The sequence below is a fragment of the Dyadobacter diqingensis genome, from assembly GCF_024220585.1.
Classification (GTDB): domain Bacteria; phylum Bacteroidota; class Bacteroidia; order Cytophagales; family Spirosomataceae; genus Dyadobacter; species Dyadobacter diqingensis.
This window is the reverse complement of the sequence record NZ_JAMXKF010000001.1, coordinates 599,581-614,201: the sequence shown is the minus strand read 5'-3', so window position 1 is coordinate 614,201 and position 14,621 is coordinate 599,581. Positions and strand designations below refer to the sequence as shown.

Genomic DNA, 14,621 nt, shown 5'->3' with positions numbered 1-14,621 from the left:
AACAAAAAATGGCTCCGACTTATCGTCAGAGCCATTTGTACCCAGAGCCGGAGTCGAACCGGCACGAGTGTAACCTCATTGGTGTTTGAGACCAACGCGTCTACCAATTCCGCCATCTGGGCATTGTGTTGTGTTGGGAGTGCAAAAGTAGGGAGAAAATCGGATTACCCAAACTTTTGCGCTAAATATTTTACATAAATTTTTGTGATATTTGTAAGTGTGCTGATGCTCATAAGGTTATTCGTAACGCAATGCTTCGATAGGATCCAGTCGTGAAGCTTTTATTGCCGGATAAATCCCTGAAAGTACACCGACGACGACACAAACAATAATTCCCAGCGCCATCCACAACCACGGCACTACAAACGAACTGCCTTCGCTAATGGAGTTGGAAATGATATTACCAATGATGATTCCAAGGAAAAGGCCGGCAATCCCGCCAATGATACACACCACGATCGCTTCGATCAAAAATTGAAAACGTATCACTTTTGGTGTTGCCCCCAGTGATTTTCTTATCCCGATTTCTCTGGTACGTTCGGTCACTGAAACGAGCATGATGTTCATCAGTGCAATGGAAGCGCCCAGCAACGTAATAATGCCAATCCCGAATCCGCCAATTCTTAAATAACCGGAAATGTTCTCAAAATCCTTTGCCATCGCATCGGCACGTTCCAGTACAAAGGAATCCTCGGTTCCAAGTTTGTCGTTGCGGATACGTCGCATCAGGCCACGGGCTTCTTCGATAATAAACTCGCCATCGGTAATGTTGGCGGCAGAGGCAGTGATGTTGTAAGTTAATGTCCTGTTGGCCGCAAGCCCGCGTCCGTTGTCCAGCGGGATGATGATGATACGGTCGGAGTCAGTGCCACCGCCCAGAGATCCTTTTTTTTCAAGAACGCCGATGACCTTATATTTTGAACCCATGAAAGTAACTTCCTTGTTGACAGGGTCAACCTGATCAAACAGGTTCCGGGCAATTTCCTGTCCCAGAACGGCCACATTCAGGGAATTTTCAAGATCGTTTTTATTAAGGTTTCTTCCGAAATCTATTTTATAACCGTTTATTCCGAGATACTGCTCATCGGCACCGATCACACTGCTGTTCGGATTTGTTTTTTTCGAGAGGTGATTCGCCTGGACCGCCCCGCCAATCATGGCCGAGAGTGATACCGTTCCTTCGTATTCATCCCTGAAACGCTGAGAAAATTCAGAAGCCTCGCGATAATTTATAACCGGATAACGTTTCCCGCGCCGTCCTCCGCTCCGGAAGTTATTTTCCTCATGATTCTTAACCGTAAAGGTGTTGGCTCCAAGGTCTGCAAAGCTGCTGTTAACCGAATTCTGAATACCCTCAATGGCCGTAAGAATGCCCACCAGTGAAGTAATGCCAATCGCAATAATGAGGGCAGTAAGTACCGTACGGAGCAGATTCGACTGAATGGAACGCAAGCCCTCGTCTACATTTTCCTTAATATTCATCGTATAAATTATGCGTTACGTGCCATATTTAATAAAATTACATTAATTCGGATAAAAAATGCGCGGTGATAAGCGTATCTTTCGTTATGAATCCGGGTGATTGGAGCCGCAGTAGAGGCCGTCATTCAAGTAACCCGGGAATTTCTCTTGGTATCAGGATGACTTATTAACCTTCGTTTTTGGTAAAAGACAACCTGTTTTTATTAATTCGTAAAGCTGCACATGATGCGTGAAAGAATCAAACCAATGGTACGGCTCTTTGCTCCGTTTATCATTTTTTTAGCCATTTCTGGCCAATGTCTTGGCAACAGACTATTGATTCCGATGGACGACTCTCAGAAAAACCATTTGAAGGCCTATGGAATAGCGTACTGGATATTGAAAAGCTACGAAATGGAAATGGACTGGCTGCTGAATTATCGCGGAGGAAGTTTTATGGTGGCCTATAATCAGCAATTTGCGGCTGAGATGACGGTGCGGGGGGTGAGTTTTGAAGTCATTTCAGAAGGACAGGCCGGACAGATCTTAAACCAGATCAGTGCGCCTGATGTCAATATGGATGCGGTGAAGTTGCAGAAGGCGCCAAGGGTGGCTGTTTATTCTCCCAAATCAAAATTACCCTGGGATGATGCCGTAACGTTGGTGCTGACCTATGCTGAAATTCCTTACGACGTCGTTTACGATGATGAGGTTTTAAGTGGAAAGTTACCCGAGTACGACTGGCTGCATTTGCATCATGAAGATTTTACCGGCCAGTTCGGTAAGTTTTTCCAGTATAAGGATTACCCCTGGTATCGTGAGCAGAAAAAGGAGGCGGAAGGCGTCGCGGACAAATTTCAGTTTGCCAATGTGCCGCAAATGAAGCTGGCTGTGGCTAAGAAAATTTCTGAATTTGTGTCGGGTGGGGGGTATATGTTTGCGATGTGTAACGCCACAGATACGTTTGACATTGCTTTGGCCGCCGAGGGTATTGATATTGTTGAGGCTATGTATGATGGTTCGCCGGCAGATCCGACCGCGAACAGCAAGCTGAATTTCGGCAATACTTTTGCCTTTCAGAATTTTAAAACAATACCTTATCCTTACGAGGTGGAGTTTTCGGATATTGACAACCAACCGGATGAACGTGGCCTGAGTGAAGGAAATGATTTCTTTTCGCTTTTCCAGTTTTCTGCCAAATGGGATCCTGTACCAAGCATGCTGACGCAGAATCACCAAACCATTATCAAAGGATTTTTGGGGCAGACTACTGCATTTAAAAATCGTTTTGTGAAACCGGAAGTTGTGGTGCTTGCTGAAAATAAAACCGCACAGGAAGCCAGATATATCCACAGCACGCACGGGAAAGGATTTTTTACTTTTTACGGCGGTCATGATCCGGAGGATTATCAACACCGCGTAGGAGAGGAGCCGACTGATTTGAATCTGCATCCAAACTCGGCGGGATATCGTTTGATTTTGAATAACATTCTTTTCCCGGCAGCGAAAAAGAAAAAGATGAAAACCTGATTCGGCGCTTAGTCCTTATCGTTCAATAACACACAAACCGTGCATTATCGCACGGTTTTTTCTTTTTATTTTTCTTGTAAATACTTCATTGATAGATATTTAGGTTTTGGCACAATTCTCTGACTAAAAAATACAGTTAGCCATGAAATTGAAATTGTCTGTATCTAAAATTTTACAAAATGGATCGGGAAGTTGAACCGGATTATATTAAAAAACAGAAAAACCGCCGGTGGGTTATCGGCATTGCCGGTATTCTCGTTTTGGTCGCCGCCGTTTATTTTTTACGAAAGTCTTTGAAAGGGACCATGGAAGCATCCCGTATCCGCAGCAGTGTTGTGGAAATCGGTGATGTTGAAAATACTTTGACTGCTTCCGGAGAGATCATTCCGGCTTATGAACAGATTATCACCAGCCCCATTCGTGCCAGCATTCGTCGGATTTTAATTACGCCGGGGACACCGGTGATGCCCGGACAAGCGATCGTGGATCTGGATAAATCGCTCACCGAAATTGAATCGGAAAAGTTTAAGGATCAGCTGGAATTAAAGCGCAACAGCATTGAACAGCTGCGGATGAAGCTTAACAAAGACCTTTTTGATGCGGAGATTAACGACAAGATCAAGTCCCTTAACATCAATAAACTTCGTGCTGATTTTGAAGATGCCAAACGCCTCCAAAAAGTGGGCGGAGGTACGGGGGAGGACATTACCCGGGCCGAAAATGCGCTAAGAATAGCAGAACTGGAAAAAAAACAGTTGGAAAATGACCTGTCCTATAACCGTGAATCGATGAGTGCCAGTTTGAAGGAAACACAGCTTGGCGCACAGATTGAAGGCAATAATCTAAAAGAACTGCTGCATAAACTGAAAATGGCAGACATTGTTGCCGACCGAAAAGGTGTACTAACATGGGTTAACGAAAATATCGGATCAGCTGTTAATGAGGGCGAAATGCTGGCAAAGGTTGCCGATCTGGGCAGTTTCAGAATCGATGGTTCCTGTTCAGACGTATATGCGGATCAGGTCAAAACGGGTTTGCCGGTTATCATTAAAATGAACGAAACAGTGTTGCGCGGAATCATTACGCAAGTGAAACCGTCCATTAAAAACGGAATCATCGAATTTGTGGTGCAGCTTGACAATGCCAAAAATGAATCGCTCAGACCGAACATGAAAGTGGAAGTTTTTATCATCACCGATCATCGTGTAAAAACGCTTCGTGTTGCCAACGGCCCTGCATTCAACGGGAAGCGAAAACAGTTTGTTTACGTTCTCAAAAACGGCGTTGCCGAGCGACGGGAGGTTGAGGTTGGCTTATCCAATTTCGATTACGTTGAAATTAAAAGCGGGCTGCAAAAAGGCGAAAATGTGATCCTGACCGATATGAGTCAGTTTGAAAATCTGGAAGAAATCTCAATTCAATAAGGGGTATGAAAATGAGATGTTTATACTTTTTTCTGTTTGTTTTTCAGGCACATTTTTCAGTTGCGCAGGCGCTGCGGTTGTCGTTGACGGAGGTGGTGCAGCAGGCCAGGGAGCAATCCGTTGCCTCGAAACAGGCGGTTACGTTAAAGAAAACGAATTACTGGAAGTACCGTTCTTTTCTGGCCGACTTCAAACCACAGCTTAGCCTGAACGGTACGGTGCCGGGTTTTACGAATTCCTATATTCAGGTTGTTCAGCCGGACGGGACGGTTTCCTTCAAGTCGGTTTCTAATAACAATTCAACGGTTAACCTCTTGTTGAATCAAAGCGTTGCCTTGACCGGCGGTACAATTTACATTCAGCAGCAAATGCAGCGGTTTGACGATTTTGCCGGAAATAGAACCAGTTATAATGGTATTCCTTTTGAATTCGGCATCGATCAGCCTTTGTTTCGTTTCAATAAAATGAAATGGGACCGGAAAATTGAGCCGTTGAAATTTCAGGAAGGTAATCAGAAATACATCGGTGACCTTGAACAGGTAGCTCTGGCAGCCACAGGTTTATATTTTGATTTGCTGGTGGCACAGGTAAACTTGCAGATTGCCGGTAAAAACAGGAGCAATAACGATACCCTTTACAAAATTGCGGGCCACAAGCTGGAACTTGGCAAGATATCCCAGAACGATCTTTTACAACTTCAAATGGGACTGCTGACTGCGCAAAAAGATCTTGCTTCGGCAAATCAATCGGCAGCGGTTGCTTCATTGAAACTGAAAATGTTCCTGAGTTCGCGGGATGAGCGCGAACTGGAACTGGAGGTGCCGCAGGAGCTGGATGAATTTGCCATTGATCCGCAAAAAGCGCTGGACGAAGCTTTCGCCAATCGTGCCGATGCAATTACTTTTGCGCGCAGATTACTGGAAGCGAATCGGGATGTGGTGCAGGCAAAAAAGGAAAATGGCCTGAATGCATCGGTTAGCGCTACTTTTGGATTATCTAATCAGGGACCACGACCGGGTGATATTTATGTAAAACCGCAGGATCGGGAATTTGTCGAGCTGCAATTTACGCTGCCCATAATGACTTGGGGGCGTAACAAGGCCAGAACGGAAGTCGCCAAGGCAAATCAGGAATTTGCGCAGCAGTCCGTTGAGCAGGATAAGCTTACTTTTGAACAGGAAATTTTTACGCAGGTAACGCTTTTGCAGATGTTGCAAAAGCAGGTAAAATTGACAAAACTAGCCGATCAGATTGCTGCAAACCGGTATCAGATCGCACAGGATCGTTTTATACTAAGTAATTTAAGTGTCACCGATCTGGGTATTGCCATACAGGAAAAGGACCGGGCCAAGCGGGATTATATCCTGGCATTGCGGGATTACTGGCAGTCATATTACACCCTGCGTTTGTTGACCTTGTATGACTTTGAAAGAAACCAGAAAATTGGGGCCTAGGGTGTTGGGCTGGGGGCATGGGATAATTACCCTGCTCTTTGCCATACGCCTCTCCTCACAAAACTTAAACATAAAAACCTGCCATGATCAAACTGCAAAATGTTGAAAAAGTCTATCGGACGAGCTCGATAGAAACACTTGCGCTTAACAACATCAATCTGGATGTAAAAAAGGGAGAATTTGTGTCCATCATGGGACCCTCCGGCTGCGGGAAAAGTACCTTGTTGAATATCATTGGTCTGCTTGATGCGCCGTCGAAGGGTATTATTGAAATTGACGGACGCAAAGTTGAGCGGTTTAACGATAAGGAAATCGCTCCCTTACGGAACAAAATGCTCGGATTTATCTTCCAGAGCTTCCATTTGATCAATGACCTTTCGGTAATCGATAATGTGGAAATTCCATTGCTTTACCGCTCCACCAATGCCAAACAGCGCAGAGAACTTGCGGAAGAAGCATTGGAAAAAGTGGGTTTGGCCAACCGAATGAAACATTTTCCAAAACAGTTGTCGGGCGGGCAAAAACAGCGGGTGGCAATTGCCAGAGCCATTGTCGGGAAACCGGAGATTATCCTCGCCGATGAACCCACCGGAAACCTGGACAGTGCCATGGGAAACGAGATTATTAACATTCTGCAATCGCTTAATGAAGATGGCGCGACGATCGTCATGGTAACCCACGACGACGCTATGGCCAAGAGAACGCACAGACTGATCAGGTTATTTGACGGGACGCAGGTTTTATGAATTTTGACCGGGTCGCCGGTGCGATGATTGAATTTTGAATGATAGAATGAGCTGGCGTACAGAAAATATTCTCTCATTCTATCAATCTATCATTCACTCATTTTACCATCTTATCAGTCAGTCTTATCTAAAATATTCCTGCTGCCATGCTTATAAACTACATAAAAATCGCTTGGAAGGTTTTGCTTCGGCATCCTTTCTATACATTTATCACGCTATTCGGGATCAGTCTGACGCTGACGGTGCTGATGGTGATTACATCGTTTTTGGATCATCTTTTTGGAGCTCATTATCCGGAAACAAAACGCAACAAGACGTTGTATATCGGGATGGTGATCCAGACGGACTCAGCAAGAACTTCCATCTCTTCCGGACCGGCCACTTTCAGCTTTTTGAACAAATATGCCAAATCACTGAAAACACCGGAGAAGGTTACCATTTTTTCCAATTTCAGCTTTTCCAATACCTATGTGAACGGGAAGCGTATCAAGCTGAATACTAAATATACGGATGCTGAATTCTGGGGTGTTACCGATTTTCAGTTTCTCGAAGGGAAGCCCTATAACGATCAGAATATCAGAAATGGAGATCATGTTGCCGTTATTACGGATGCGCTAAAAAATCAATATTTCGAAAAGGGAGACGAAAATGTTGTCGGTAAGAATATTGAGATAGAAAGCGTTAATTACAAGGTCATTGGTGTGGTAAAAGGGAGCCCGCCGACTCGTGTTTATACGTACAGCGACGTCTACTTTCCGTACACGGCGCCGAAAAGTAATTATGAAAACAAAGGCATCCGGGGCCGGTACATCGCTTTATTGTTGGGGAAAAAGGAATCTGATCTTGACGAAATTGAGTCAGAGTTTGACAGCGGTATTGCCCGAATTCCCAAGTCTGAAATTGGTGATGTGAAAAAATTTCCAGTCTTAATTATCAAGGCAGACCGATATTTTGATCATTTTTTGAACAGTCTGGCGAGGGATGAAACCCAGAAAATCTTTTTTTACGCGATCGTGGGACTGGTTTTACTGATGTTAATGGGTTTGCCCGCCATCAATCTTGTCAATGTCAACGTTAGTCGCATCCTGGAAAGAGCATCGGAAATTGGTGTCAGAAAGGCATTCGGTGCGCCGTCGAAGGCGTTGCTGTGGCAATTCATCATCGAGAATGTTTTTATCACACTTATCGGCGGTGTTTTTGCTTTGATTTTTTCGTTTGCAATCGTTCAAATGATTAATGCCAGCGGCTGGATAGCCTATGCAGACCTAACGATCAATTTCACTGTTTTTCTGATAAGCATTCTGGTTTGTCTGTTTTTTGGATTGTTGTCCGGTGTTCTGCCTGCTTTCAGAATGTCTAGGTTAAAAATTGTGGACGCTTTAAAATCCTGAATCTCATGTTACGACACTTATTTAAATTAATCTGGAATAAAAAAGGTGCGCATTCACTGCTCATTATCGAGATTTGGGCCTCCTTTATGGTATTGTTCGGTGTGCTTTCGCTGATCGTTTTTAATGTCAGCAACTATGTGGAACCTATAGGATTTGAATATCAAAATGTTTGGAATGTGGATCTGGCCAGCAATCAGGATACGGTGGAGGTGGGAGGTAAGCTGGAAAGAATTTTGCAAAGGATAAGGTCTTATCAGAATGTGGAATCTGCGTCGCGTATGAGCAGCAATACGCCATTTTCGGCCAACCAGATGAACAATTCCATCACTTACAAAAAAACGTCTGCTTTGGCGGATCACTACAATACGGATACAGATTTTAGTAAGACAATTGATCTGCCCATGTTGACAGGCCGTTGGTACAACGAGACTGATCTGGTGTCAAAGTTTATTCCGATCGTGATCAATAAAAAATTGCAGGAAAAGCTGTTTCTTGATGAAAATCCGTTGGGAAAAGTGATCAGGGTTGATGAGAAAGTTTCCTATAAGGTGGTCGGAACGGTTGATAAATTCAAAGCCAAAGGCGAGTTTATGTCGGATAATCCTGCGATGTTCCAGATGATACAAAAAGATGATTCGTGGAACAGCAATATTTTGATCAAAACCAAGCCGGGAACCGATGCCAATTTCGAAGCCCGGCTCGTGAAAGATATCGCAACTATGTTGCCTGGCTGGGGGATCGAAGTTAGTTATTTAACAGAATCACGCAAAAATCGTCATAACCTGACACTCGTGCCTGTATCGATCTTTCTGATCATCAGTGGGTTTTTATTGACAAATGTTGCACTCGGTCTTTTTGGGATACTTAATCTGAGTATTGCCAGAAGAAAAAATGAGATTGGTCTTCGTCGGGCCATGGGGGCGACGGAAGGAAAGGTGACCGGTCAATTTCTTGGTGAAATATGGGTGCTTGCAACTTTGAGTATGGTTGTAGGACTGGTGTTTTCAGTCCAGTTTCCGCTATTGAATGTTTTTGATATTGCCAGCAGTATTTATGTCACGGCTATGATAGCGGCTGTCATTATAATTTTCTTAATTGTGACATTGTGTGCCTGGTATCCAAGCCGGCAGGCATCAAGAATTCATCCGGCGGTTGCTTTGCATGAGGAGTAAATTTAGGAACAGCTCTTTTAAGAGCTGCCTGTTTATAGAAATTTAGGATTGATAACAATATCTGGCTCCGTAGGAGCCTCCTGATTGACAGCACGATATTTTTATCACCGACAATCGAGCAGGACACTCCTACGGAGTGCGCGAAGATGCAAGGCCACTTTTTTCTATAAACAGGATGCCCCAACAGGGCAAGGATCGATCAAAATGTAATGTCTTTTCAAAATATTAGTAGTTTCGGGTAAAATCAATTGCAAACCTTATGATCCTCATCGTTGACGACGACCTGGCCATCCGTACTTCTCTGGCCCTTCTCCTGAAAAAAGAAGGGTTTAGTGTCAGGGGCGCGGCTTCTCCTGAGGATACCATTGAAATATTAAATAAGGATACTCCGGAATTAATTCTTCTTGATCTGAATTTTTCGATCGAAACCTCCGGCGAAGAAGGTATGAATCTGTTGCAGCGTATCCGAAAACTCAACGCGGCAATACCGGTGATATTAATTACAGGTTGGGGCACCATTGACCTGGCGGTGAAAGGCATGAAGGAAGGGGCGAGGGATTTTATCACAAAACCCTGGCAAAATGATTATTTACTGCAATCTGTTAAAACGATCCTGAACCTGGCGCAACAGACACCGCAGTCGGCCAGCCGTCGGAAACTGGAACAAACCTATCATTTTGAAAATATTGTGGGAGAAGATCCCAGGCTTTTAGAAATCCTTGAAACGATAGGAAGGGTGTCGGCGACCGATGCGCCTGTGCTGATAACCGGCGAAAGCGGCACGGGAAAGGAGCTGATTGCGGAGGCGATCCACCTCAACAGCAAAAGAAAATCGAAACCTTTCATCAAGGTGAACCTGGGAGGCATTTCTTCAACATTGTTTGAAAGTGAACTGTTTGGACATGTGAGAGGTGCTTTTACCGACGCGAAGGCGGACCGTATCGGTCGGTTCGAAATGGCGCATGGTGGTACCATTTTTCTTGATGAAATCGGTGAGCTGGACCTGGCAAGTCAGGTGAAGTTATTAAGGGTATTGCAGGAGCGTACTTTTGAGCCGCTTGGTAGCAGCAAAAGCCGGAAAGTGGATGTCCGGGTGATATGTGCCACCAATCGTAATCTGGAAGAAATGGTGGCTCAGGGCACTTTTCGGGAGGATTTGTTTTACCGGATCAACCTGATTACCGTGAAACTTCCGGCTCTCCGCGAGCGTCCCGGAGACATTCCTATCCTGGCAGAGTTTTTTGTTAATAACCTCAAAGTAATTTACCAGCGTCCGGATTTGCAACTGGGAGTTTCTGCTTTAAAATGGCTGAAAACATTAACGTTGCAGGGAAATATTCGTCAGTTGAAAAATATTGTGGAGCGGACGGTATTGCTTTCCGGACAGGATATTCTGGATATTGATGATTTCAAAAGAAACCTCAATCCCAGTCCGCAGCCCTCGGGAAAAAGCGCTTTACCCGAAGTGGGGACGCTCACGCTTGAAGAAATGGAGTATCAGATGATTATTCGTGCGATGGAATTTCACCAGCAGAAGATTTCCCGTGTGGCCAGATCATTGGGTATCACGCGATTTGCACTATACCGCAGATTGGAGAAATATGGCATTTCTTACGAATCTGAAAATTAATCCATATCGTTGTTCATGAAATTACCACTTCGTTATAAGTACATTTTTTTCATCATCACAATCCATGCGATACTGGTGTTTCTGGCCTTTAAGTGGCTAAGTGAAAATAAGTTGTATTTTATAGCGTCGGAGGTACTGATCGTTATTTCCATCGTTATCTCAGTGCAGATCTACCGGGATTTTTCCAGGCCGATCGACTTTGTTCGGTCCGGGATTGAAGCCATTAAGGACAAGGATTTTACCATCAAATTTGTGCCGACCGGGAAAAATGAAGTGGACGTTTTGATTGAAGTGTACAACCTCATGATCGATCAGTTAAGAGAAGAACGTATCAAACTGAATGAGCAGCATTTTTTTCTGGAAAAGTTAATAGAAGCTTCACCGATCGCTATTCTGATTCTGGATTTCGATGAAAAGATTTCCCAGATCAATGAAAAAGCGAGACGGCAGTTTGATCGGAAGTCTGAGTTTTTTATCGGTAAAAGGCTGAAAGAACTTAATCTCTCCCTACTCAATCAACTGGAAGATTTGCAGGACGGAGATTCCAAAACGGTCAAAATAAATGGCGTGGAAACCTATAAAGTCCAGCGTTCTCATTTTATGGACCAGGGCTTCCGACGTTCTTTTTTAATGATCGAAGAACTGACGGAAGATATCCTGGAATCGGAGAAAAAGGCCTATGGGAAAGTGATCCGTATGATGGCTCACGAGGTAAACAATACACTGGGCGCAACCGATTCAATTTTGCAGACGACGCGGAATTATCTTTCCGAGGATTCTTTTCTGGATTTGCGTGAGGCGCTTAAAGTGGCTTCGGAGCGGAATCAGAAACTGGCCGTATTTATGAAAAATTTCGCTGACGTCGTGCGCTTGCCTGCACCTAAAACAGAGAATACCGATGTCGCTGCGTTAGTCAAAAGTGTCGGGGTATTTATGCGCGCACTCGCGGAACAGAAAGGATTAAATCTGCATATCAAAGTGGGCGAGAGCCAGCAGCTTTGGGCACGTATTGATATCGCTCAAATGGAGCAGGTTTTTGTCAATGTGATAAAAAATGCAATTGATGCCTGTCAGCCCGGAAATAGTATAGAGCTGGAAGTTTTTGAAAATCATATCGCGATCCGGAACAATGGTGAGCCTATTTCCGAAGAGACGGCGACGCAGTTATTCAATCCGTTTTTTAGCACAAAAAAAGATGGCCAGGGCATAGGGCTTACCCTGACCAGGGAAATTCTGTTAAATCACGGTTTTTCTTTTTCGCTGCTTTCAGATGCCGCCGGGTGGACGACTTTTATTATCGGAAAAATATTGTAAATATTTGAAAACCAGTTCAAATGGTGTGCTGTTCTCCACAGCACCAGGAAGGTTATCAAGGGAATGTAAAACGCGAAGAAAAAAGGTAGCTCGGTCAGGTACCTTGGAAAACCTTTCACACCGTGCTCCCAATAAGTCACATTGATGTAAAAGATCCTCATCATACTAAGCAGAACAATTGTCCCAATAACGGAAAGTCCGATAAGCCGGTATGTTTTTGACTGCCAGATTGCTTGCAGCACGTAAATAAAGGGAAAGAAGAAAAAGGGTGTGATGGTAAAAATATGCCTGGTAAGCGTGGTTTTATGAAAGGCTGCAATCAGTATTGAAATGACGATCATCGAGATAAAAAGCAGCGCTTTGCTGCGCTCTTTTTTGATAAAAAGAAAATAGCCGGCGAGTGAAACAAGCATAACCGGTGAACTCACAAAAATGCCTGGTGTATCATTGTTTCGGCCTTTATACCATTTGTAATACACTTCTATATTGGAGAAACTGGTCAGTAATTTATCCAGTCCCAGGATGAAATTGCCGCCCAGGGAGGTTGCCAACGTCTTCTCTTCCGGAAAATTCGGATTATAGGTGTTGCTTTTTAAAATCAGTTCACCAAAAGTTACGTAGTTATACAGCAAGAGGCATCCAACGAAAAAAGCAGCAACCACCGCAGATTTTGCCAACATCAGGACCCAGTTTTTATAGTCCCGATTGGTTGAATTATAAAACAGATAAAGGTAAAACGGAGCAAGAAACAGGATGTTTTGAAGCTCAATCAGCGAGGAAAAGCTGATGATGGCCGTGATCAAAAGAATTGCCTTCTGATTCTTTTGTATATCCTTCACGTTGGCTGTATAATAAAATGCCAGTAAAATAAGCATCGCGGAAGGCATGTGCGAAAATGCGTGTGTCGCTTCAAGCCAGTGTAACGTCGCCAGGCCGTATATGACGGTGCTTGCGAAGGCCAATTCTATGCCAAAACCGGATTGTCGATATAATAAAAACAAGAGGACCAGGCTTATCACAGCGCAGATATTGGGGAGAAGCGAAATGGCTACCACATCGGATTCGTAAAAATTTCCAAGATTATGCAGTCCAATCGATTCCATCAACTGCGCATAGGCCAGAAAGGGTAGCATCAATAACGCTGTTCCGGGAAGCCGGTCGGAGTAGATTTTGCCATCTTTTTCGGCGAAATCGCAGCATTTGATGTACTTGAAAAAAGGTTTGACCTCCGTTGTCTGGTTTTGGTAAACAGCTTTTGCCAGCGCAAAATGGCTGCCGTCATTGGAGCCGTTAATGCCGGCAGAACAGATAAAATAAAGAAATGCAAAACCTGCGAGTGCCAGCATGGCAATTTTCTTTTGCGTTGCATGTAAGGTAGAGAATGATGTCATAAGTTATCGGAGTGAGTTAAATTACGAGTTTACGGGGATTGGGTTATGTTTTACGGACCCTTACCGAGAGCATCTGAACAGGGTTTTTGAGCATCAGCTGATCCAGATCGGCATTGGTAAATCCCTTTGTTTTTAGTAAAGGGAGCAGCTTATCGGAAATCGTTGTAAAACCTCTGAACTCGCCTCCGTTTTCCTCGCCTGGTTTGTACCAGCCGGCGTCGTGGGAGATGAGCACTTTATTCAGAAGATTCTCAGTTTTGAGTAAATGAATGATTTCCGCATTTTTTAACAGACTATCGTCACTGATTCCGTCCAGACTGATCCACGCGCCCATTTTAGCAGCTTTTATAAAATTATTGGTGTCACTGCTATTGGCATGCACCCATACGAATGCACCGGGATGAACGCCCTCCTTTTCTAACAGCTCAATTTGTTCAAAAGCAGGGATTGCGGGTCCGGTATGGGAGCAAATGGTAAGGCCTGTTTCGAGATGGGTTAAAGCAGCGGCCTTTACAAGTTTTTGATGCATGGGTGATAACGGACCAGGATTAACCCCGATCTTGATGAAACCAGGCCTGATTTTAGACCCTTCAATACCGTTGACAGATTCGGAAATCCAGCGTCTTGCCAGCTGAACCGGTGTTTCCCGGAAAGCCCACGGCGGAAGATATTTATTGTCTGAGGCACCGTAATAACCGGTATTGGTGATGATATGGATACCACTTTGTTTGGAAATTTTTTCCAATAACAATACGTCCCGACCGATATACGCAGGCGTACATTCCACAAGCGTTTTGATTCCTCTGTTTTTGATCTCGGTAAGATAAGGCAATACTTTGCTGATCACCTGGCTATGCTCCCAACGATTTGAACTGATCTTGTCTGCACCGATAAAATCAACGAGAATGTGTTCGTGAATCAGGGCGGGGCCTAGTTGAGAAGTGGTTACTTCTCCAAGAACGGTGATGATTTTTTCATCTGAATAACGGAAATTATTCAAAAGTAAAGGAGTAGCCAGACAGGATTGGAGAAATTCCCGGCGAGATTGCATACGCTTAGATATTGAATCTTATGCAATGTAATATTAATTGATGAATTGACAATTAAT

General features: G+C 44.1%; 11 protein-coding genes and 1 tRNA gene. 8 read left to right on the top strand and 4 right to left on the bottom strand.

Features of this window, described 5'->3' with window-relative positions; all coding sequences use genetic code 11:
- Positions 1-38 precede the first annotated feature (38 nt).
- Together M1L62_RS02515 and M1L62_RS02510 are read right to left on the bottom strand one after the other, a co-directional pair.
- A tRNA-Leu gene (locus tag M1L62_RS02515) sits at positions 39-122 on the bottom strand.
- 115 nt (positions 123-237) lie between these two features.
- Entirely contained in the window at positions 238-1,482 is a 1,245-nt protein-coding gene (locus M1L62_RS02510; RefSeq protein WP_254411425.1) for an ABC transporter permease, read from the bottom strand.
- 246 nt (positions 1,483-1,728) lie between these two features.
- Here M1L62_RS02510 and M1L62_RS02505 point away from each other — a divergent pair, with 246 nt between their 5' ends.
- The 8 genes from M1L62_RS02505 (at position 1,729) to M1L62_RS02470 (ending at position 12,122) form a co-directional block, all read left to right on the top strand.
- Positions 1,729-2,991, top strand: coding sequence for an asparagine synthetase B (locus M1L62_RS02505; protein ID WP_254412059.1), 1,263 nt, complete (start codon positions 1,729-1,731; stop codon positions 2,989-2,991).
- A gap of 179 nt (positions 2,992-3,170) precedes the next feature.
- Entirely contained in the window at positions 3,171-4,415 is a 1,245-nt protein-coding gene (locus tag M1L62_RS02500; RefSeq protein ID WP_254411424.1) for an efflux RND transporter periplasmic adaptor subunit, read from the top strand.
- A gap of 5 nt (positions 4,416-4,420) precedes the next feature.
- Positions 4,421-5,869 carry a TolC family protein gene (locus tag M1L62_RS02495; protein ID WP_254411423.1) on the top strand — a complete coding sequence of 483 codons (1,449 nt, stop codon included), beginning with the start codon at positions 4,421-4,423 and terminating at the stop codon, positions 5,867-5,869.
- A gap of 83 nt (positions 5,870-5,952) precedes the next feature.
- A complete protein-coding gene (locus M1L62_RS02490) occupies positions 5,953-6,615 on the top strand; it encodes an ABC transporter ATP-binding protein (protein ID WP_254411422.1) in 663 nt (220 codons plus the stop codon).
- Between the two features lie 146 nt (positions 6,616-6,761).
- Positions 6,762-8,006 (top strand): ABC transporter permease, encoded by a 1,245-nt coding sequence (locus tag M1L62_RS02485; protein WP_254411421.1) that lies wholly within the window; start codon positions 6,762-6,764, stop codon positions 8,004-8,006.
- 5 nt (positions 8,007-8,011) lie between these two features.
- Positions 8,012-9,178, top strand: coding sequence for an ABC transporter permease (locus tag M1L62_RS02480; RefSeq protein WP_254411420.1), 1,167 nt, complete (start codon positions 8,012-8,014; stop codon positions 9,176-9,178).
- A 259-nt stretch (positions 9,179-9,437) separates the two neighbouring features.
- Positions 9,438-10,808: a sigma-54-dependent transcriptional regulator gene (locus M1L62_RS02475; RefSeq protein WP_254411419.1), complete on the top strand. Its 1,371-nt coding sequence runs from the start codon at positions 9,438-9,440 to the stop codon at positions 10,806-10,808.
- Between the two features lie 15 nt (positions 10,809-10,823).
- Positions 10,824-12,122, top strand: coding sequence for a sensor histidine kinase (locus M1L62_RS02470; RefSeq protein WP_254411418.1), 1,299 nt, complete (start codon positions 10,824-10,826; stop codon positions 12,120-12,122).
- On the opposite strand, the gene M1L62_RS02465 is transcribed toward M1L62_RS02470, so the two are convergent.
- Together M1L62_RS02465 and M1L62_RS02460 are read right to left on the bottom strand one after the other, a co-directional pair.
- On the bottom strand, positions 12,050-13,513 hold the full coding sequence (locus tag M1L62_RS02465; RefSeq protein ID WP_254411417.1) for a hypothetical protein: 1,464 nt from the start codon (positions 13,511-13,513) through the stop codon (positions 12,050-12,052). The genes M1L62_RS02470 and M1L62_RS02465 overlap by 73 nt on opposite strands.
- Before the next feature lie 43 nt (positions 13,514-13,556).
- The gene (locus M1L62_RS02460; RefSeq protein WP_254411416.1) at positions 13,557-14,564 is read right to left on the bottom strand and encodes a phosphotriesterase family protein; all 1,008 of its coding nucleotides are present in this window, start codon (positions 14,562-14,564) and stop codon (positions 13,557-13,559) included.
- Positions 14,565-14,621 lie beyond the last annotated feature (57 nt).